The 20,209-nt window shown below is 57.5% G+C and carries 15 protein-coding genes and 1 other annotated feature; of the genes, 10 read left to right on the plus strand and 5 right to left on the minus strand.

Annotated elements, in window-relative coordinates; genetic code table 11:
• Positions 1 to 36: 36 nt before the first annotated feature.
• From trpS to ON16_RS09030, 4 genes are all read left to right on the plus strand, one after another.
• Entirely contained in the window at positions 37 to 1,044 is a 1,008-nt protein-coding gene (trpS, locus tag ON16_RS09015) for a tryptophan--tRNA ligase (RefSeq protein WP_040661350.1), read from the plus strand.
• Positions 1,045 to 1,106: 62 nt separating this feature from the next.
• Positions 1,107 to 2,315 (plus strand): MraY family glycosyltransferase, encoded by a 1,209-nt coding sequence (locus ON16_RS09020; protein WP_051131650.1) that lies wholly within the window; start codon positions 1,107 to 1,109, stop codon positions 2,313 to 2,315.
• Positions 2,315 to 3,466, plus strand: coding sequence for a non-hydrolyzing UDP-N-acetylglucosamine 2-epimerase (gene wecB / locus ON16_RS09025; protein WP_040661351.1), 1,152 nt, complete (start codon positions 2,315 to 2,317; stop codon positions 3,464 to 3,466). The genes ON16_RS09020 and wecB overlap by 1 nt, the downstream gene beginning before the upstream one ends.
• Before the next feature lie 27 nt (positions 3,467 to 3,493).
• Positions 3,494 to 4,249: a hypothetical protein gene (locus tag ON16_RS09030; protein ID WP_040661352.1), complete on the plus strand. Its 756-nt coding sequence runs from the start codon at positions 3,494 to 3,496 to the stop codon at positions 4,247 to 4,249.
• Positions 4,250 to 4,330: 81 nt separating this feature from the next.
• Here the strand turns inward: ON16_RS09030 and ON16_RS16000 are convergent, their stop codons facing one another.
• The 4 genes from ON16_RS16000 to ON16_RS09055 all read right to left on the minus strand — a co-directional run bounded on the left by ON16_RS16000 (position 4,331) and on the right by ON16_RS09055 (position 6,351).
• Positions 4,331 to 4,816, minus strand: coding sequence for a hypothetical protein (locus ON16_RS16000; protein WP_051131651.1), 486 nt, complete (start codon positions 4,814 to 4,816; stop codon positions 4,331 to 4,333).
• 3 nt (positions 4,817 to 4,819) lie between these two features.
• On the minus strand, positions 4,820 to 5,287 hold the full coding sequence (locus ON16_RS09045; protein WP_040661353.1) for a hypothetical protein: 468 nt from the start codon (positions 5,285 to 5,287) through the stop codon (positions 4,820 to 4,822).
• 21 nt (positions 5,288 to 5,308) lie between these two features.
• On the minus strand, positions 5,309 to 5,566 hold the full coding sequence (locus tag ON16_RS09050; protein WP_040661354.1) for a hypothetical protein: 258 nt from the start codon (positions 5,564 to 5,566) through the stop codon (positions 5,309 to 5,311).
• A gap of 173 nt (positions 5,567 to 5,739) precedes the next feature.
• Positions 5,740 to 6,351, minus strand: a complete 612-nt coding sequence (locus ON16_RS09055) for a DUF1643 domain-containing protein (protein WP_051131652.1) — start codon at positions 6,349 to 6,351, stop codon at positions 5,740 to 5,742.
• A 335-nt stretch (positions 6,352 to 6,686) separates the two neighbouring features.
• On the opposite strand from ON16_RS09055, the gene ON16_RS09060 reads away from it, so the two are divergent.
• The 4 genes from ON16_RS09060 to ON16_RS09075 all read left to right on the plus strand — a co-directional run bounded on the left by ON16_RS09060 (position 6,687) and on the right by ON16_RS09075 (position 15,692).
• Positions 6,687 to 10,007 carry a PD-(D/E)XK nuclease family protein gene (locus ON16_RS09060; protein ID WP_040661922.1) on the plus strand — a complete coding sequence of 1,107 codons (3,321 nt, stop codon included), beginning with the start codon at positions 6,687 to 6,689 and terminating at the stop codon, positions 10,005 to 10,007.
• Positions 10,000 to 13,563 carry a helicase-exonuclease AddAB subunit AddA gene (gene addA, locus ON16_RS09065; protein WP_040661355.1) on the plus strand — a complete coding sequence of 1,188 codons (3,564 nt, stop codon included), beginning with the start codon at positions 10,000 to 10,002 and terminating at the stop codon, positions 13,561 to 13,563. The genes ON16_RS09060 and addA overlap by 8 nt, the downstream gene beginning before the upstream one ends.
• 248 nt (positions 13,564 to 13,811) lie before the next feature.
• Positions 13,812 to 14,423, plus strand: a complete 612-nt coding sequence (locus ON16_RS09070; RefSeq protein ID WP_040661356.1) for a hypothetical protein — start codon at positions 13,812 to 13,814, stop codon at positions 14,421 to 14,423.
• A 99-nt stretch (positions 14,424 to 14,522) separates the two neighbouring features.
• The gene (locus ON16_RS09075; RefSeq protein WP_040661925.1) at positions 14,523 to 15,692 is read left to right on the plus strand and encodes a cation diffusion facilitator family transporter; all 1,170 of its coding nucleotides are present in this window, start codon (positions 14,523 to 14,525) and stop codon (positions 15,690 to 15,692) included.
• Between the two features lie 178 nt (positions 15,693 to 15,870).
• Here ON16_RS09075 and ON16_RS09080 read toward each other — a convergent pair whose 3' ends face one another.
• Complete coding sequence (locus ON16_RS09080) at positions 15,871 to 16,845, minus strand: Gfo/Idh/MocA family protein (RefSeq protein ID WP_051131653.1); 975 nt, start codon at positions 16,843 to 16,845, stop codon at positions 15,871 to 15,873.
• A 358-nt stretch (positions 16,846 to 17,203) separates the two neighbouring features.
• On the opposite strand from ON16_RS09080, the gene ON16_RS09085 reads away from it, so the two are divergent.
• Together ON16_RS09085 and tyrS are read left to right on the plus strand one after the other, a co-directional pair.
• On the plus strand, positions 17,204 to 18,538 hold the full coding sequence (locus ON16_RS09085; RefSeq protein ID WP_040661930.1) for a uracil-xanthine permease family protein: 1,335 nt from the start codon (positions 17,204 to 17,206) through the stop codon (positions 18,536 to 18,538).
• Positions 18,539 to 18,630: 92 nt separating this feature from the next.
• Positions 18,631 to 18,872 (plus strand) — a binding site (T-box leader).
• A 74-nt stretch (positions 18,873 to 18,946) separates the two neighbouring features.
• The gene (gene tyrS / locus ON16_RS09090; protein WP_040661357.1) at positions 18,947 to 20,167 is read left to right on the plus strand and encodes a tyrosine--tRNA ligase; all 1,221 of its coding nucleotides are present in this window, start codon (positions 18,947 to 18,949) and stop codon (positions 20,165 to 20,167) included.
• The last annotated feature ends 42 nt before the right edge of the window (positions 20,168 to 20,209 follow it).

A 20,209-nucleotide genomic window follows, 5' to 3' on the forward strand; every position in this document is an offset into this window, starting at 1 on the left:
CCAAACTGGGAAGACGGCAGATTTTGAGGTGTTATCATGGAAAACGAGGCACAGAAAAAACGAATTTTGAGTGGCATCCAGCCCTCCGGCGACCTGACGCTTGGCTCTTATCTGGGAGCCATCCGCAACTGGGCGGCGCTGGCGGACGAGTACGACTGCTATTATATGCTGGCGGATATGCATACCATCACGGTGAGGCAGGTCCCCGCCGATCTGCGGCGGCACACGCTGACCCAGCTGGCGGCCTATATTGCCTGCGGCTTAGACCCGGCGAAAAACACGCTGTTTGTCCAGTCCCACGTTCCGGCCCATGCCCAGCTGGGCTGGGTGCTGGACTGCTATACCATGTTCGGCGAGCTTTCCCGTATGACCCAGTTTAAGGACAAGTCCGCCAAAAACGCGGACAACATCAATGCGGGCCTTTTCACCTATCCGGCATTGATGGCGGCAGACATTCTGCTCTATCAGGCGGATCTGGTGCCGGTGGGCGGCGACCAGAAGCAGCACGTTGAGATTTGCCGGGACATCGCGGAGCGGTTCAACGGAATCTATGGCGGCGTATTCAAGATTCCCGAGCCGTATATTCCGCAGGTGGGTGCACGGATTATGAGTCTGACCACCCCGGAGAACAAGATGAGCAAGTCCGACAAGGATCAAAACGGCTGCGTTTATATGCTGGAAAAGCCGGAGGATATTCTGCGTAAGTTCAAAAAGGCGGTGACGGACTCCGAGGCCTGCGTACGCTACGAACCCAAGGAAAAGCCGGGCGTGTCCAACCTGATGCAGATTTACTCTGCCGCCACCGGGCGGGACTTCACTGCCATCGAGGCGGAATTTGCCGGACGGGGCTATGGGGATTTCAAAACCGCCGTGGGGGAAGCCGTCGTGGAGCTGCTGCGTCCCATCCGGGAGGAGACAGACCGGCTGCTGGCCGATAAGGCGGCACTTCAGTCTATCTATCGCGACGGCGCGGAACGGGCAGCCAGGGTTGCCAACCGGACGCTGGGCAAGGTCTATAAAAAGGTCGGCTTCATCGACCGCTGATTACGGCGCGCGCCGCCGAGAAGCTGGGCGAAAAGCGCGCGGTGAAAGGAATCGTTATCACAATGCTATTCAATACGCAGATGTTGGCCGGGGTGTTTCTGGCCCTGATCGTGGCGGTGGTGGTGAGTTTTCTGGCGTCCCCCATCGTAAAGACCTTTGCTTATAAGGTGGGGGCGGTAGATGTCCCGAAGGATAACCGCCGGATGCATCATGTCCCCATCCCCCGGCTGGGGGGACTGGCTATTTTTCTGGGCTTCATCGTCAGCATTTTGCTGTTTGCGGACATGACAGACCAATTCCGCAGCATTTTGCTGGGGGCTGTTATCATTGTGGTGCTGGGTGTGGTGGACGATATTACGCCCCTGCCCGCCAAGTTTAAATTCGTTGTTCAGATCGTGGCCGCGCTGATTCCGGCCATGAACGGCGTGTTGATTCACGTACTGAGCAATCCCAATCTGTTTTCCGAAAATCCCTACTGGGATATGGGCCCGCTTTCCATCCCGGTGACGGTTCTATGGATCGTGGCAATTACCAACGCGGTAAACCTGATCGATGGGCTGGACGGGCTTGCCATCGGTGTGTCCGCCATTTCCGCCACCACAGTGCTGGTGATCTCCCTGCTGGTCAGCGAGGTGCAGGTGGCTGTGGTCATGGCGGCACTGGTGGGAGCCTGCGTCGGATTTATGCCCTATAACATCAACCCCGCAAAAATGTTCATGGGTGACACCGGAGCAACGTTTTTAGGTTACATTTTGGCCTGCATGTCCGTGGAGGGCCTGTTTAAATCGTGGGCCATCATCTCCTTTGCGGTGCCGTTTTTGATTCTGGGCCTGCCCATTTTTGACACGGCGTTCGCCTTTATCCGCCGCATTGCCCACGGGCAGAGCCCCATGCAGGCGGACCGGAGCCACATCCATCACCGTTTGATCGACATGGGTCTGAACCAGAAGCAGGCGGTGGCAACGCTGTACGTGATCTCCGCAATTCTGGGACTTTCCGCCGTCGTGCTGACCACCAGCGGTGAGCTGCGGGCCATGATGTTCTTTGTGTCGCTGTGCGTGGTGGCGGTGGTAGCCGCAAGGGTGGTGTTCCCCAAGGAGGTTCGTGAGGAGCTTCATGAGGAAATGGAAGAGCTGAAGGAACACGGTCGCCATGTTGAGGATGCGCCAGAGGCTTTGACGCAAAGCGGCCCCGCCGCTTCGGACGAGGCGAAAAAATCTGAGAAGGCGGAACCGGAGCCGGAGGGTTGGGAGAAAGAGGAGGACCAGTGATGGAAAAGATACGCGTGATGAGCGTTTTCGGCACCCGGCCGGAAGCCATCAAGATGGCCCCGCTGGTCAAAGAACTGGCGGTTCGGGAGGGCATTGAGAGCCTTTGCTGCGTGACCGCGCAGCACCGGCAGATGCTGGATTCCGTGCTGGAGGTCTTTGATTTAAAGCCGGATTGGGATCTGGACATCATGACTCCCCGGCAGACCCTTTCCACCATCACCAGCAAGTGCCTGCTGGGGATGGACGAGGCCATTGACAAGCTCAAGCCCGATATGATTCTGGTTCACGGGGACACCTCCACCACCTTCGCCGGAGCGCTGTCCGCTTTTTACCATCAGGTGAAAGTTGGCCATGTAGAGGCTGGACTGCGAACTTATGACAAGTATTCTCCCTTTCCAGAGGAAATGAACCGGGTACTGGTGTCCCGGCTGGCGGATCTTAATTTTTGCCCTACGGTGAACAACCGGGACAATCTGGCCAAGGAGGGAATCCGGGACAATTTGTTTATCACCGGAAACACCGTGATCGACGCGCTGAAAACAACCATTCGGCAAGACTATCAATTTGCGACCGACGAGCTGAACCACCTGCCCTATGAGGAGAAAAAGGTGATCCTTGTCACCTGCCACCGCCGGGAGAACTACGGCGATCCCATGCGCCAGATCATGCTGGCTCTGCGCCAGATCGCGGAGGAGAACGAGGATGTGGAGCTGGTGTATCCCGTCCATCTCAGTCCGGTCGTGCGGGAGGCAGTGGACAAATATCTCCGGGGTGCGCCCCGGGTTCATCTGATTGACCCGCTGCCTGCTGACGAGATGCACAATCTTATGGCTCGCTGCTATCTGGTGCTGACCGACTCCGGCGGATTACAGGAGGAGGCTCCCGCCCTTGGAAAGCCCGTGCTGGTGATGCGGCGGGAGACAGAGCGGCCGGAGGCTGTGGCCGCCGGGACGGTGAAGCTGGCGGGCGTCGTTCAGGACGACATTGTTACCATGGCCGCTCGGCTGATTCAGGACAAGACGGCTTACGACCAGATGGCCCACGCCGTTAATCCCTACGGTGACGGCCGGGCCTGTGCCCGTATCGCGGACGCGATTGAGTGGCATTTTGGCCTGCGCAGTAACCCGCCGGAGGACTATACCGGCGCGTAAGTGATACCGGCGGGGAGGGAGAACGCCATGAAAAACCGTAAGATTGGAAAATTTACTGCCGCCGGATTTGTGGGCTTGATCGTGCTTGTGGTGCTGATCTTGTTGAGCAACAGTCTGCGCCGTTCCTCCCACATCGTCCTGCCGGACACCATTCAGCCCACGGAGGATTCCTCTACGATGGAAAGCGGCGCGGAAGGCGCTATCACGCCCATCGTCGTGACGCCGGAAACCGTGCAGGCGGCCATTGAATCCCTCCACCGCCCCGCCAATTACCGCCGAAGCATTACCGTGGAGCGGCTGTGGAGCGGGGGAAGCGGCACGTCGGAGATCACCGTCTCCGTCAGTGGTGGCTGGACCCGAACGGACGCCACGCCCGCAGGTCAGCAGACCCGCCATACCCTCACCGACGGGGAGACGACCTATATCTGGTACGGGAAGCAAACCAGAGTTTACAGCTGTCCCGCCGGAGAAATTTCAGCGGATGAGGAGCAGGGCATTTCTACGTATGAGGATGTGCTGGCTTTGCCGGTGAACCAGATCGAAAAGGCGGACTACCGCGACCTGTCCGGGGTAAATTGCATTTATGTAGAAACTGGCGAGGACGAGGATGGCTATGTCCTGCGGTACTGGGTCAGTGTGGATACGGGCCTTTTGGCGGCGGCAGAGTGGCTGAAAAATGGGGAGACGATCTACCGCATGGGATCGCCTGCGCTGGATTCCGCCGGACCCGCCACAGCGGATTTCACGCTGCCCGACGGAACAGTTTTGACCGAGGTATCATAAGAGAAACGCGGCTTTCCGGGAATCCCCGGAAAGCCGCGTTGTTATGAAAAGATGCAATTCGTAAGTAAGTTAAAGTGCTCCTTATAAAACCAGCAGCAGACCCAGCGCGATCAAGAGCTCGTCGTCGGCTTCTTCCTTAAATAGAAAAAACAGAAGCAATAGCAGCAGCAGGTCGCCGGAGTCCACGTTGTCCAAATGAAATTTATCCAGCAGACGCCGCAGCGCGGAGGAAAGTCCGTCGCCGTGAGGAGGGGGAGGCGGTGGACCATAGAACGGTCCGTTGGGCGGTGGACTGCCTGACCCGTTTCCGGAACTGCCGGCTCCATTTCCACCAAAGCCTCCGAAACTGTTAGTTCCATTCCCTCCGAAGCCGTCGGAACTGTAGGTTCCATTTCCACCGAAGCCGCCAGAACTTTTGGTTCCATTGCCTCCAAAGCCACTGGAGTCGTTTCCCCCTGTGGGGCCTCCACCGCTTGCCCGGGGAGGCGCACCGGGACCGGGGCGGGAATCCTCTTCGGGAATGCGGGAGTAAGAGCCGTTGTCGTTGCGAATATAGCGGTTATACATCCCTCACGCCTCCCAACCGGAGATAAATTTCTTTCCGATATGGACGATGCGCGCCAGTTGGAGCGCCCGCTCGATCTTTTCCTGCCGTTCCGGCTTTAGGTAAGGGCGCAGGGCATACAGCAGCGCCCGGTTATTGGTGTTCTGCGGGCTGGCTAGTTCCTGAGCCAAAGGCATCAGCCGGGCAATGGTCTTGGGATCAATTCCACCCAGCAGAGACGCCAGAGGATTCCCCGCCGGGGCCGGTCCCGGCGGCGGGGAATAGCCGCTTTGCGGCGATTGAAAGTTTCCCTGAGGTGGAAACCCGTTTTGAGACGAATAGCCCCCTTGGGGTGCAAAACCGCCCTGCGGAGGTCCCGGTTGGGGCGCAGGCGCAGAGCCTCCGCCGCCAAGGGACTGCGCCAGCTGCATAATCTGCGCCATGCTGTTGGGGTCTGACAGCAGCGCATTCAGTTTTTCATCAAATTCCGCCATGCCGTCCGCCCCGTTTCTAATTTATTTTTTTGACGCTTGATTGATGCGCTCCACCAAAGCCGCGCCCTCAGGACTTTGCATCAACTGGGTCACCATTTGCATAATCTGGCTGGTATCGCCTCGAACGGCGTTGGTGGCTGCCTGCTGGAGAGCGGGACCGCCGTTGGTCTGGCTCATCAGCTGAATCAGCCTGCGTCCATCCTGAGAGGTCAGCAGCCGCTGAATGGCTGCGGGGTCCTGATTCATCTGCTGGATGGTCTGTTTTGTCTTCTCGTCCATGATAGCCTCCTGTCAGTCGTTGAACTGTCTCTGTCAAAGCAGTATATGACCGGAAAGGAAAAAATGTGCCCCAGCGCAAAAAAATCCCGTTCGGCGGGAACCGGCCCCTGTGGGCAAGGCTCCTGCGCCGAACGAGAAATTTTACGTCTTTACCTGTGAAAACAGAAAATCGCTTACCGCTCGCGCAGATAGGCGGCAATGTCGAGGTCCAGCAGCACGGTGTCGCGCTTGAGATACAGCGGGTGGTGAGGATGGCCGGATTTCAGGGGCGGTCCGGCGGAGAACCATCTGGCACCGGCAGTTTGCCCCTGTGCCGCAAAATCCCGCAGGCAGTCCATCAGGTAGGGGCGTTTTTCAATAATGTTGCCCCACGCCGCCCAGATCGCGGGCTGAGGAGACAGACTCAGCAGATAAGCAAAGGCTTTGCAGTTCTCATCATGAAGAAAGGCGTTGCATTCCCGCTCCATATCATCGGGCCGGGTGGCCCGCTGGGCGTAAACGTTAAACATAAGAAAACTGTCGTATCCGTTGGAAAGAGCGATGCGTTGGGCGGATTGAAGGGTTGGGTCCAGTGCGTCCGGCGCGGCGGTGGATGGGTTGATCCCAATACAGATCAGGGGCTTTTTGCCGCGGGTGCCCAGTATGTAACGGTATTCGGAATAGGCGTTGGGGACATACAGCCATTTGTCCGCATCGTAATCCGGAGAGGGCCGTAGCGCGGCGGACAGCGATTCGTCAAAGGACAGAACCTCGATCTGACCAGTGGTGGAACTTGGAATGTGCATTGGCTTGGCTCCTTTTCGGTGGTTTTCTTCAGTGTAACAGGCCGGGGGCAAAAATGCAAACCCTCTGTTCTTTCGGGGCAGGCTGTGATAAAATAGCTGCGGAGCAGCTATTTTATCGGTATTATGTTATTTGCCACAACGGTGCTTCGCACCTGCGGCAAAAGCTGTGGAACGGCTATTTTATCAGTTTTATATCATTTTTCACAACGGTGCTTCGCACTTGCGGCAAAAGCCGCAGAGCAGCTATTTTTTGCATTTGCATTATTTCCCGGTACAGCGATTACTGTAAGAAGGAAGACCGGCTCTGCCGGAGACGGAGAAAGGGAGCGGAAACCATGCTGACGATTCTGATGGGGCGGGCAAGAAGCGGAAAATCGGAGCGAATCCTGCGGGAGATCGCCCAAAAGGGAGACAGTTCCCGGCAGATTCTGCTGGTACCGGAGCACGCCTCCCATCAGGCAGAAGTGGATTTGTGCCGGGCCTGCGGAGACGCCGCCAGCCGCCACGCGGAGGTATTGAGCTTCCGCCGTCTTGCTACCCGTGTGCTGGCCATCACCGGCGGCGCGGCGGATGTGACCTTGGACGCCGGGGGCAAGCTGCTGAACCTGCAAAAATCCCTGACAGAGCTGGCCCCGGTGCTGAAGGTCTATCGCCGTCCCAGCCAGCGTGCCGCGTTTTTGGAACAGCTCTTGGGTCTTTTGGACGAGCTGACCAGCTATGCCGTCTCGCCGGAGACTTTTGCTGCCCGGGCGGAGGATATTCCCGGTGCAATGGGGGACAAGCTGCGGGATCTGGCGTTGATCTATGCGGATTACGAGGCCCGTCTCTGCCGCCCGGACTTTGATGGACGGGACCGGATGAGCAAGCTGCGGGATCATCTGGAGGAATCCGGATATGCTGACGGAAAAGACGTGTATCTGGATGGCTTCTCCTACTTCAACGGGCTGGAGCAGGGTGTGCTGTCGGCTTTTCTGCGGAGGGCCGCATCCGTGACGGTGACGCTCCTGGGAGAGGAAAACAACGCCAGCGAAATTTTTGAGGTGTCTGTCCGCACGCGTGATCGGCTGTGCCGTCTGGCGGCGGGGGCAGGATGTCCCTGTGAGATCAAGTACGTTACGTCGCAGGATGACTCACCACTGGGTCTTGTGGAACGGGCGTTTTTCGGCGGAGATGAGATTTGGGAGGAGCCGACGGACGCCGTTCGCGTCCGGGAGGCGGACTCCGTATTCTCGGAGGTGGAGCAGACTGCCGCCGACATTCTCCGGCTGGTAAAAACGGGGAAGTGCCGCTTCCGGGACATCACCGTGGCGGCACGGAACATGCAGGACTATGAATCTGCCATTGAAAATGTATTTGAACGGTACGGTGTGCCGGTGTTTCTCAGCCGCCGCAGCGACATTCTGGAAAAGCCGGTGCTGTCGCTTCTCTCGGGGGCGCTGGACGCCGTTACCGGCGGGTGCGAATACGAGGATATGTTTCACTATCTGAAAACCGGCCTTGCAGGGCTTACTCCGGCAGAGTGCGACGCGCTGGAAAATTACGTCCTTACATGGGAGATTCACGGTTCTCTCTGGCTTCGGGAAGAGGATTGGGTAGCCAACCCCGGCGGTTATGGCGCAATCTGGACAGACGCGCGGAAAGCAGAGTTGGCGGAACTGAACCAGCTCCGCCGCAGAGTTCGAGTACCTCTGAAATTACTGTCCGACAACATGAAAGCCGCAAATACAGCAATGGAGCAAGTGAATGCTCTTTACAGTTTTATGGAGACGCTGGGGCTTCAATCCATGCTGGAAAAGCAGATGAAAGCTCTGGGAGAGCAGGGCGAATTGCAGACAGCAGAGGAGACGGGTCAGCTGTGGGGTATCCTGTGCGGTGTGCTGGACCAGTTCGTGGAGATTCTGGGGGACGAGGCCATGGACCCCGAGACATTCACCCGGCTGCTGCGGCTGCTGCTGACACAGTATAGCGTGGGAACCATTCCCCCGGCGCTGGATCAGGTTTCCGCCAGTGAGATCACTCGAAACGACCGCCACACGACCAAGTACCTCTTTTTGCTGGGGGTTAACGACCATGTGCTTCCCGCCGTGGCCCAGAGCGGCGGCGTTTTGAACGACGATGACCGGGAGGAGCTGGCCCAGCGGGGTATCCAGCTGGCCCCTACGGGAATGGAGCAGTTCAACGTGGAACTGCAAAATCTTTACGCCGCGCTGGCGCAGCCGGTCAAAGGACTGACTGTCAGCTATCCCGTCTCCGACGTGAATGGGTCACAGCTACGCCCTGCCTTTGTGGTGGAACGGCTGCTGAAACTGTTCCCGAGAAACCGGCTGGAGCGGGAAAAGGATGAAAAGGAATATCGCTTGTCAGCTGTTGTGCCAGCGTTGGAAACTGCCGGTCAAGATCCGGGTGGCCCAGTCTGGCAGTGGTTCGCGGAGCGGGCAGAATGGATGGACCGTCTTTCCGCCATGAAACGGGCGGCAGCCCTTGGAAGAGGGCGGCTGACGCTGCCCGCCGTGCGGGCATTGTACGGAGAGCGATTCAATATGTCCGCATCCCGGCTGGAAAAGCTGCGTCAGTGCCATTTTGCCTATTTCATGCAGTACGGACTGAAAGCCCGCCAGAGGGAAACCGCCGCCTTTGATGCGCCGCAAATCGGCACATTTTTGCACTTTATTCTGGAAAATGTTACGGCGGAAGTGGCGAAACAAGGCGGATTTAGGAATGTTTCCCGGGAAATGCTCAATCAGCTGACAGACCGTTTTATGGACGAATACGTCCAGAGCGAGCTTCCCAATTTTCAGGACCGCACAGCTCGGTTCCGTTATCTCTTCTCCCGTCTGCGTACCACGGCCTATGCCGTGGTGGAAGAGACGGCGCGGGAGCTGGCGGAGTCGGACTTTGTGCCGGTGGAATTTGAGCTGTCCTTCGGGGACAAGGGGACGCTGCCCGCCGTCACTGTGTCCGAACCCGACGGGGAACTGCGGGTAAACGGTAAGGTGGACCGGGTGGACGGCTGGGTGAGAAACGGCAGGCTGTATCTCCGGGTGGTGGATTACAAAACGGGGAAGAAGAGCTTTGATCTGGCCGAAGTCCGCATGGGGCTGGATATCCAGATGCTTTTGTACCTGTTTACCCTGCAAAAGGAAGGACAGGGCTACTTTCAAAAGGAAATCGTTCCCGCCGGGGTTTTATATCTCCCGGCGCGGGACGAGATTTTGGCGCAGGAGCGAAATGTCACACCGGAAAAATTAGCACAAGAGCGGGCCAAGACTCTGCGTCGCAGCGGCTTGCTTTTAAATGAGCCGGAGGTGCTGCAAGCGATGGAGCACGACGCGCTGACGGAGCCGAAATATCTGCCTTTGCGGGTGGATCGGGAGGGGAACCTCTCCGGCAGCATTGCCTCCGCCGCCCAGCTGGGAAAGCTGGGAAACCATGTGGAGCGTCTGCTCCACACCATCACAGCGGAGGTGCGGGACGGCGTGATCGACGCAGACCCCTGCTGCCACGACGAGAACGACAGTGTGTGCCAGTATTGTGACTGGGCGCCTGCCTGCCACTTTGAGGACGGCCGGGGTGGCGACCGCCTGCGCTACATTCAAAAGACGACGGCGGCGGAATTCTGGCAACAGATGGACGAGGAGGACGACGGACGTGGCTAACATACAATTGACCGCCGCACAGCAATCGGCGGTGGAGAACCGGGGCGGAAGCCTGTTGGTGTCGGCGGCGGCAGGGTCCGGCAAGACGAAGGTGCTGGTGGAGCGGCTGTTTCTCTATATTTTAGAGGATCGCTGCAACATCGACGACTTTCTCATTATCACCTATACAAAGGCCGCTGCGGCGGAACTGCGGAGCAAGATTGCCTCGGAGCTTGGCAAGCTGCTGGGAGAGCATCCCGGCGATCAGCACCTGTGCCGCCAGCTGCTGCGGGTCTATCAGGCAGACATCAAGACTGTGGATTCATTTTGCACGGTGTTGCTGCGGGAAAACGTCCACCTTTTGGCGCGGGACGGCGAAAAATACTGCCTAACCCCAGATTTCCGGGTTCTGGATGAGGGGGAAGCGGGACTTCTGCGCCGCCGGGTGTTGGAGCGGACGCTGGAGGATTTTTATGGCAAGCTGGGCGAAAACCCCGGCGGGGCATTGTTGGCAGACACGCTGGGCGCGGGACGGGACGACGGTGCGCTGGCAGAGCTGGTGCTGGAAGTCCATGGAAAACTCCAGAGCCATGCTTACCCGGAGCGTTGGCTGACGGAAAATCAGAAAAAGTGGGAGTGCCTTTCCGGCGCGTTTGACGAGACAGCCTACGCCGAGGAGCTTTTAGCGGGAGTGAACCGCAAGGCGGCCTCTTGGAGCAAAATAGTTCGCTCCGCTGCTAAAAGTGTGGAAAGTGACTTAGCTTTACATGCCGGATATGGTGAGAAGTTTCTGGTTGCGGCGGATTCGCTGGAAGCGCTCTGTGAAGCAGCTGCGCGAGGCTGGGACGATGCGGGAAAAATGGCGGAAGCGGTGGACTTTCCCCGTTTGTCTACACCCAAGGGCCGCAAGGACGACCCAGAGGTTCTGCGGCTGAAGACCCTGTGGGACGGGTGCAAGGCGGATGTGAAAAAGCTGCGGACGGGGCTGAACGTCACAGGAGCGGAAGCCATGGAGGATTTACAGGCCGTGGCCCCCGCCATGGCGGCTCTGTTGGCGCTGACGGCGGAGTTTTCCCGGCGCTACCGTACGGAAAAGTTGCGACTGAACGGGGCGGATTTTTCGGATCAGGAGCATTTGGCTCTCGCGCTGCTGACCAAGGAGGACGGCCAGCCCACGGAGCTGGGCGGACAGGTCGCCGCCCGCTACCGGGAGATTTTGGTGGACGAATATCAGGATACCAACGAGGTGCAAAACCACATTTTTCAGGCGGTTTCCCGCGAGGGGCAGAACCTGTTCACCGTGGGAGACGTGAAGCAGTCCATCTACCGCTTCCGGTTGGCGGATCCCACCATTTTTCTGCGGAAATACGCCTCCTTCAAGTCCCACACCGACGCGGCGGAGGGGGAGGAGAGAAAAATTCTTTTGTCTCAGAATTTCCGGTCCCGAAAGGAGATCTTAAATGCCGCCAACTTTGTCTTTGAGAATATTATGTCCCCGGAGTTGGGAGAGATGGAGTACGGTGAGGACGAAAAGCTGTATTTCGGTGCTTCCTACTATCCGGAACGGGACGACTGCGCCACAGAATATCATCTGATCTCCGCCCGCCAGCGGTCGGCAGAACTGGAGCGCCCGGTAAAAAAGGCTGTGGCGGAGGCCCGACTGGCAGCGGAGCGGATTCGTCGGCTGCTGGACGAAAAATACCCCGTCACGGGGGAGGACGGCGCGCTGCGGCCCTGCCGTCCGGAAGACATTGTAATTCTGATGCGCTCACCGGGAAGCCGCGCGGCCACTTTTTCTGCGGCGCTGGCGGAGCGAGGCGTACCCTGTTCCTTTCAAGAGCAGGGGGATTACTTTACCTCCATGGAGGTGTCCACCACACTGAGCCTGCTCCATGTGATCGACAATCCCCGACAGGATGTGCCGCTGATCGCCGCGCTCCGTTCGCCGCTGTTTGGATTCACGCCGGACCGGCTGGCCCGGGTGCGGGCCTCCTGCGTCGAGGGGGACTTTTTTGATGCTGTTTCCGCTGACGGCGGAGAGGACTGCCGTACCTTTTTAGAGACATTGGATCGCCTGCGGATTCTGTCGCGGGACATGAATGTGGAGCGCCTTTTGTGGCATATTTACAACGAGCTGAACGTGTTGGGCGTATTCGGGGCCATGGATCGGGGCGAGGAACGGAAGGAAAATCTGATTGCCCTGACAGAGCACGCGGAAAATTTTGAGCGGGGCGGCTGCCGTGGTCTGTTCCTTTTTTTAGAGCAGCTTCAAAAGCTGATTGACAGCGACCGAGCACCCGCCACCCGCGGAAAGACGGAATTGGGCGGCGTGCGGCTCATGAGCGTCCACAAGTCCAAGGGGCTGGAATTTCCCATTGTGCTGTTGTGCGATCTGGACCGTGCATTCTCCCGTATGGATTTTGACACTCCGGTGCTGGTCCACCCGGAGCTGGGTCTGGGGCCTCGGCGGGTGGATCTCGCCCGCCGCATCCATTATCCCACCATGGCCCGGCGAGCTATTGAGGACAAGCTCCGCCGGGAGAATCAGTCAGAGGAGCAGCGGATTTTATACGTAGCCATGACCCGCCCCAAGGAAAAGCTGATTTTGATCCACAGCCTTTACCACGCGGAAAGCACCCTGAAAAAGCTGGCCAGTCTTGCGGCCTGCCCGATTCCGCCGGAGACGGCGGCGGGCTGCCGAAGCTATGGCGAATGGCTTTTGCTGCCGCTGCTGTGCCGCCCGGAGGCGGGAGCGCTGCGGGAAATGGCAGGTGTGGAGCCCGAAAATCTCTGCGGCGGGGACGAAAGCCCGTGGCAAGTGTTTTTACATGATAGTGAGGATTTTCGAGAGATTCTGCCCGTTCAATCAGCGGACGGTGAGACTGCGTACGCAAAAATCCCGGATTTGAGTCTGCTGGAAATAGACTACCCCTATGAAGCGGCGACCCGTCTGCCGGCCAAACGGACGGCGACCCAGCTCAAGGGCCGGGAGAAGGATGAGGAGGCGGCAGAAAACGCGCCCCGTCCACCCGCGCTGCGGCCGTTGGATCAGCCCCGCTTCCGGCAGGAGCGCCACGGCCTCACTCCCACAGAGCGGGGAACAGCAGCCCATCTGGCTTTGCAATATCTGAACTTTTCCGACCCGGACGCAACCGGTCAGGTGGCGGCGCTGCGGGAAAAACGGCTTTTGACGCCGGAGCAGGCGGCAAGTATAGACCTTGAGCAGCTGGAAGTGCTGCTTTCCTCTCCGTTGGCGGAGGACATCCGAAACGGAAAAAACGTCCTGCGGGAGTATCCATTCACCGTTCTGATCCACGCGTCGGAACTGGACGAGAGGGCGGGAGACGACGAGGTTCTGTTGCAGGGCGTGGTGGACTGCTGCTTTGAGACAGAGACAGGCCTCACTGTGGTTGATTTCAAAACCGACCGCGTTTTCGGTGAAGATGTTCGGCGCAGGGCAGAGCACTACCGGCCTCAGCTGGAGGCTTACAGCTCTGCGTTGGAGCGAGTGCTGGAGAAAAAAGTGACGCGCAGGGTGCTATATTTTCTGACTTCCGGTGAAACGGTGAATCTGTAAGAAAAAGCCGTAAAAAGGGCTGGAAAACCTTGGCGTGTTATGCTATAATGTTACCTATCGCCGTGCTGCCCACAGGGGCATATGCGGCGCGGTTATCAATTGTTCTTTCATGCAAATCGCCGATCTTTCAGGATAGCGTCAAACCAGCTCCGCTGGATTGATGCCGCACAGACGGACATACAGCCTGCACGACACGCTCCTGAAAATTACATGGCATTTGCCGGAATCAAGGATTTGAGGTGTGCGCAATGCAAAATGAGATGAGGACGTTTGGCTATCTCTGCCCCATCTGCGGCAAGCCCGTGATGGCAGCACGATCCCTGTTTGCGCTGGAGGCCTCCGGCGTGGAGGTGGAGTGCGAGTGCGGTGGGTCCGTTCTGCGGACGGAGTTTGACGGCCAGCGATGCAAGATTTTTGTCCCGTGCGGACTGTGCGGCGAGACTCACACAGCCCAGTGCGGCATAGAGAATCTTACGCGGGAGGGCGGCGTGGCTTTCGGCTGCGCGAAGACACAGGAATTCTGCTGCTTCGTGGGAGACGAGGGAAACGTTGAAAAGCACCTGCGGGAACTGGAGATTTTGGCGCAGAAGGAGAAGCAGAACCGGGAAAACGGCGGCGAGCAGTTTTTGGACAGCGTCATTATGTACGAAATCCTCTCCGAGCTAAAGGAGATCGCCGCCCGGGAAAACGGCATTGTCTGCGCCTGTGGTGGTCATGATTACGCCATGGAGATTCGGCGCTCCGCTGTGGATTTGATCTGCAAGTCCTGCGGCGCAAAGCTGCGGATTCCCGCCGCCACGGAGGACGATCTGGACGATCTTTGCTGCCATTTGCGCCTGACGATCCCCGGCGAGGTGTGATCTTTCACACAATCTCAGCCAGCGGACTTTTTCACCGGGATGGGTGCAACGTACAAAAATGTCGGCGGCCTGTGCCGCCGGGAAAAGGGGATTGACGGGATGATCCGGCTTCTCGCAAAAATCTTTATTAAAAACCGAGACGATATTGAAAATTCCGCAGTGCGCGCGGCTTACGGAATTTTGTGCGGCGCGGTTGGAATTGCACTGAACATTTTGCTGTTTGCAGGCAAGTTTTTCGCCGGAACCATCTCTGGCTCCATTGCCATCACCGCCGACGCATTCAACAACCTGTCCGACGCAGGCTCCTCGGCCATCACCCTGATGGGGTTTCGGCTGGGAGAGCAGAAACCGGATTCTGAACATCCCTTTGGTCACGGGCGGATCGAATATCTTTCCGGGCTACTGGTGTCCATGCTGATTATCCTGATGGGTTTTGAACTGGCCCGGACCTCTGTGGAGAAGATTCTGCATCCCGTGCCGGTGGAATTTTCGTGGTTGAGCATCGGAATACTGGGCACGTCCATCTGCGTGAAGCTGTATATGTGCTTTTATAATCGCTCTGTGGGCCGGCGCATCAACTCCACCGCTATGCACGCCACCGCTATGGATAGCCTCAGTGACAGCGTGGCGACTACGGCGGTTCTGATCGCCACTTTGGCAGGCCATTTCGCTGGAATACAGATCGACGGCTGGTGTGGTATTCTGGTGGCACTGTTTATCCTCTGGTCTGGCTTCAACTCCGGCAGGGACACACTGAACCCTTTACTGGGGCAGCCGCCTTCTGCGGAGTTTGTCGCCAGCATTCGGAATGTTGTAATGGGACATCCGGGTATTTTGGGAATTCACGATCTGATTGTCCACGACTATGGCCCCGGCCGCCGGATGATCTCGCTCCACGCGGAGGTACCCGCCAACGAAAATGTGCTGGACATCCATGATGAGATCGACAATATCGAATCGGAGCTGAAACAGAAGCTGGGCTGTGAGACGGTGATCCACATGGACCCCATTGTGGTGGACGACGGAGTCACGAAAGAAACCCGCGAAAAGGTGGCGGCGCTGGTAAACTGTATCGACGATCAGATCTCCATCCACGATTTCCGAATGGTGGTGGGTGCGACCCACACCAATCTGATCTTTGACGCGGTGGTGCCGTTCAAGTTCCGCCTTGCCGATGAGCAGGTACGCGCTAAGATCTGCGCGGCGGTGAAGGCGCTGGACGGCAATTATTTCGCGGTAGTGAACGTTGAACGGTCCTATACGGCATAAAAACCGCGTTGAATGGAAAATAGTAAGGCCCGGATGCGATTGCATCCGGGCCTTGCCTGCTTAAAAGAGGTTCATCTGCGTCTGGCCCTTCCCTCAATCGGCCTTTGACATCCTCAAATATTTGAAAAGGGGACACATACAAGGGATAAATTAGGAAAAAGGAAGAAAACCGGAAAAATTAGATACAGCGGTGAGCCTGCTCCAAAACGGAGGCGGCCAGAATACTCTGCTTTGCCATGGCGGCAAAGAAATCCGCGTCGCCCTCCAAAATCGCGTCCCGGAACCGCGCCAACTCGTACAGCATGCGGTTTCCGTCAGACTGCACATTGATCTCTTGAACCATGCCGTTCAGCGCGGCGGAGCACCGGACAAAATCGTTGAGCGGTCCCCGTTCCTCGAAATAACCGTGCTCGCCCTCAAATCGGCAGCCGCTTTCAAGGCTGCGGTCCTTCGCCATCGTAATCTCGCAGGTGAGTGCCGGGTATTTTAGCGTCAGTGTTCCGGAGAGATCTACACCGTTTGGCCCGCGCTCCGCCTCATAGCGGACGCTTTCAGGCTCACCCAGTAGATTGACTGCGGCGTGAACACAGTAGATTCCCATGTCGTTCAGCACGCCGCCCTGCATATCCGGATTGAAGACGTTGGGATTTTCTCCTCGGAGATAGGCATCGTACTTAGAGGAATACTGCCCGTAAGCCAATCGGGCGGAGTGCAGCGGCCCAAGCTGGGAGAGCAGCTGCTTGCAGGCAAGAAAATTGGGCATAAACAGAGTGGTGATGGCCTCAAAGAAAAAGACGTGGTTTGCATTCGCTGCCTCGTAGAGTGCACGAACCTCTTCTGCTGTGACTGCCGTGGGCTTCTCCACGATCACATGCTTTCCCGCGTTCAGCGCTTTTAGAGCCTGATCGGTGTGGAAGCGGTTAGGGGAGGCTATATAGATCACGTCAAGATCGTTCCGGGCGAACATGGCGTCATAGCTGTCGCAGCTTTCGGGAATGCCCTCGGACTGGGCGAAGTCCCGGCCCCGCTCGGCACTGCGGGAGTAGAGGAGTTTGGACGCAGTCCCGTCGGTAAGGCGGATAGCCTCCTGCATGACGCGCATAATAGAGCTGGTCCCGACACTGCCGAAGTTCAAGATTTTCGTTCGTTCCATAGCGATTGTCCTCACAGTCGTTTTATGATCATTTCATGGCCTGCCATCAATTTAACACAGCTCAACAGAACTGTCACTCAAAATCTTTTCGACGAGTAAACCCGATTCTCAAGAATCTTGAACCCGGTCGTACCTCTGTCGTCATAATCACTAAATTCGACAGGATATTTTCTGCGAAGGCCGGGGGATTCACCATTGCAATTCATTCGACGTTTCTGTATAATCATACGGAAAAGAGCGAGGGGAGGTAGTACCATGATGATGCGAAAGAATTTTGGCGCTGCTTTCTTTTTTGCTTTTCCTGTTTGACCGGCCGTTGTGCCGGTATTTTTTTGCGCAGAAAGGGAGAGAACTTACTATGAACGAGAAGATTTCCGGACCGATTCGGGACGCCCGAACACTTGGGGTTCCCAAAATGCTGCTGCTGGGTTTGCAGCATATGTTCGCCATGTTTGGCGCGACGGTGCTGGTTCCCATCATCGTCAGCGGATACGGACTGCCCCTGTCCATCCAGACGACGCTGCTGTTCGCAGGAATCGGTACGCTGCTGTTCCATGCCTGCACAAAGTGCAAGGTTCCGGCTTTTCTGGGGTCCTCCTTCGCGTATCTGGGCGGCTTTGCCGCGGTGGCGGAGCTAAACAGCGGAAAATACGCCGATATGACCGGTGCGGAAAAACTGCCCTATGCGCTGGGCGGCGTGGTGATTGCGGGTCTTTTGTATCTGGTGCTGGCGCTCCTTTTTAAAGTGGTCGGGCCGTATAAGGTCATGCGCTACTTCCCGCCGGTGGTTACCGGACCGATCATCATCCTGATCGGCCTGATTCTGGCCCCCACCGCCGTGACCAACTCCGCGGTCTGCTGGCCGCTGGCGCTGCTGGCCATCGCGGTCATCATCGTGTTCAATATCTGGGGCAAGGGGATGCTGAAGATTATCCCCATTCTGCTGGGCGTGGTCATCCCCTATGTGGTGGCGCTGGTGACCAGACAGGTGGACTTTACTGCCGTGGGCGAGGCCGCCACACTTGGCCTTCAGCCCTTCGTGCTGGCGAAGTTCGATCTTTCCGCTATTTTGGTCATGGCCCCCATCGCCATCGCTGCCATGATGGAGCATGTGGGTGACATTTCCGCTATCTCCGCCACTGTTGGCGAGAACTTCCTTGAGGACCCGGGCCTGCACCGCACACTGGTGGGCGACGGCCTTGCAACAGCCTTGGCGGGCCTGTTCGGCGGCCCTGCCAACACAACCTATGGCGAGAACACCGGCGTGCTGGTTCTCAGCCGGGTATACGACCCGAAGGTGGTCCGGCTGGCCGCGCTGTACGCAGTGATTTTGTCCTTCAGTCCCAAATTTGCCGCCGTCATCAACTCCATTCCCACGGCAATCATCGGCGGAGTCAGCTTTGTGCTCTATGGAATGATTTCCGCCGTAGGCGTGCGAAACGTGGTAGAGAATCAGGTGGACTTCACCCGCAGCCGCAACCTCCTGATCGCGGCGGTGATCTTAGTCTCCGGTCTTGGCTTCAACAGCTACGGCGGACTTACTTTCACCGTGGCGGGCGCTAATGTGACGCTGACGGGCCTTGCCATCGCCGCTATTGCGGGCGTGGCACTGAATGCCATTCTGCCGGGCAACGATTTCCAGTTCGGCAAGTCTGCCAACTCGGATTCCTCTGCGAGTTTGGGCAAATATTGAGATACTCTTTGCCGTCCCGCCGCTTTTTTCTGCGGCGGGACGGCGAATTCTCATCTTGACAATCGGAAAAAAATCAGATATAGTAACTAATGTATACAGTGATGATGAGGAAGAGTACCTCGCGCGGCGCTGCAAAGAGAGCCCCTGAACGGTGAAAAGGGGAGAGTGTGAGCGGGGGAATACACCTTTGAACCGGCACCCCAACGGCTTTTAGCCCAGTAGGCGTGCTCCGGGCGCGCCCGTTACAGCGCTGCCGTGTGATGGCACGGCCGGAGGCGCCGCCCGTGAGGGTGGCGCGAACAGAGGTGGTACCGCGAAGCGATTCGCCCTCTGTCCCCATGGGACGGAGGGCGTTTTTTCTGCGTCCTCTCCCAAATTTAAAAACCACAAGACAGGAGAAATGAGACGATGGAAATTTATGAAGAGTTGAAGGCCCGCGGCCTGATTGCACAGGTGACCGACGAGGAGGAAATTCGAGAGCTGGTGAACGCCGGCAAGGCCGTGTTTTATATCGGCTTTGATCCCACGGCGGACAGCCTGCATGTGGGGCACTTCATGGCCCTTTGCCTGATGAAGCGGCTGCAAATGGCGGGCAACCGGCCTATTGCCCTGATCGGCGGCGGCACCGGTTATATCGGCGATCCCTCCGGACGGACGGATATGCGCTCTATGATGACCCCGGAAATCATTCAGCACAACTGTGACTGCTTTAAAAAGCAGATGGAGAAGTTCATCGAGTTTGGCGAAGGCAAGGCGATGATGCTGAACAACGCCGACTGGCTGTTAAAACTCAACTATGTGGATTTGCTGCGGGAAGTGGGCGCATGCTTCTCCGTGAACAATATGCTGCGGGCAGAGTGCTATAAGCAGCGCATGGAGAAGGGCCTCAGCTTTCTGGAATTCAACTATATGATTATGCAGTCCTATGACTTCTATCATATGTTCCAGAGCGTGGGCTGCAACATGCAGTTCGGCGGCGACGACCAGTGGAGCAATATGCTGGGAGGCACGGAGCTGATTCGCCGAAAGCTGGGTAAGGATGCCTATGCCATGACCATCACCCTCTTGATGAATTCCGAGGGAAAGAAGATGGGAAAGACCGCCAACGGCGCGGTGTGGCTGGACCCGGCCAAGACCAGTCCCTTCGATTTTTATCAGTACTGGCGCAATGTGGGCGACGCGGACGTTTTGAAGTGTATCCGGATGCTGACCTTCCTCCCGCTGGAGGAAATTGACGCCATGGATCATTGGGAGGGCAGCCAGCTCAACCGTGCCAAGGAGATTCTGGCCTATGAGCTGACGAAGCTGGTTCACAGCGAGGCCGAGGCGGAGAAGGCGCAGGAGACTGCCCAGCGGCTTTTCGGCGGCAGCGGCGACGCGGAGCACATGCCCACCACCGTTTTGACGGATGCGCAGTTCGAGGACGGAAAAATCGGCGTTTTGAATCTGCTGACGGCTTGCGGCCTCTGCGCTTCTAACGGCGAGGCACGGCGTCTGGTGCAGCAGGGCGGCGTCACTGTGGGCGAGAAAAAGGCGGAGGTTTCCGACCTTTTTGAGAAGGACGATTTCTCCGGCGATGGAATTGTTATTAAAAAGGGCAAAAAGATCTTCCATCGGGCGCAGATTTGAGTTATACTATTATAGTGTGCAATCATGCGGACAGCAGACGTG

The sequence above is a fragment of the Oscillibacter ruminantium GH1 genome (assembly GCF_000307265.1).
Lineage (GTDB): Bacteria > Bacillota > Clostridia > Oscillospirales > Oscillospiraceae > Oscillibacter > Oscillibacter ruminantium.

What these genes read in the sequence shown, in the direction of transcription:
- trpS (WP_040661350.1), top strand. Translation starts at nt 37, where the DNA reads ATGGAAAACGAGGCACAGAAAAAACGAATTTTGAGTGGCATCCAGCCC.
- ON16_RS09020 (WP_051131650.1), top strand. Translation starts at nt 1,107, where the DNA reads ATGCTATTCAATACGCAGATGTTGGCCGGGGTGTTTCTGGCCCTGATC.
- wecB (WP_040661351.1), top strand. Translation starts at nt 2,315, where the DNA reads ATGGAAAAGATACGCGTGATGAGCGTTTTCGGCACCCGGCCGGAAGCC.
- ON16_RS09030 (WP_040661352.1), top strand. Translation starts at nt 3,494, where the DNA reads ATGAAAAACCGTAAGATTGGAAAATTTACTGCCGCCGGATTTGTGGGC.
- ON16_RS16000 (WP_051131651.1), bottom strand. Translation starts at nt 4,816, where the DNA reads ATGTATAACCGCTATATTCGCAACGACAACGGCTCTTACTCCCGCATT.
- ON16_RS09045 (WP_040661353.1), bottom strand. Translation starts at nt 5,287, where the DNA reads ATGGCGGAATTTGATGAAAAACTGAATGCGCTGCTGTCAGACCCCAAC.
- ON16_RS09050 (WP_040661354.1), bottom strand. Translation starts at nt 5,566, where the DNA reads ATGGACGAGAAGACAAAACAGACCATCCAGCAGATGAATCAGGACCCC.
- ON16_RS09055 (WP_051131652.1), bottom strand. Translation starts at nt 6,351, where the DNA reads ATGCACATTCCAAGTTCCACCACTGGTCAGATCGAGGTTCTGTCCTTT.
- ON16_RS09060 (WP_040661922.1), top strand. Translation starts at nt 6,687, where the DNA reads ATGCTGACGATTCTGATGGGGCGGGCAAGAAGCGGAAAATCGGAGCGA.
- ON16_RS09070 (WP_040661356.1), top strand. Translation starts at nt 13,812, where the DNA reads ATGCAAAATGAGATGAGGACGTTTGGCTATCTCTGCCCCATCTGCGGC.
- ON16_RS09075 (WP_040661925.1), top strand. Translation starts at nt 14,523, where the DNA reads ATGATCCGGCTTCTCGCAAAAATCTTTATTAAAAACCGAGACGATATT.
- ON16_RS09080 (WP_051131653.1), bottom strand. Translation starts at nt 16,845, where the DNA reads ATGGAACGAACGAAAATCTTGAACTTCGGCAGTGTCGGGACCAGCTCT.
- ON16_RS09085 (WP_040661930.1), top strand. Translation starts at nt 17,204, where the DNA reads ATGAACGAGAAGATTTCCGGACCGATTCGGGACGCCCGAACACTTGGG.
- tyrS (WP_040661357.1), top strand. Translation starts at nt 18,947, where the DNA reads ATGGAAATTTATGAAGAGTTGAAGGCCCGCGGCCTGATTGCACAGGTG.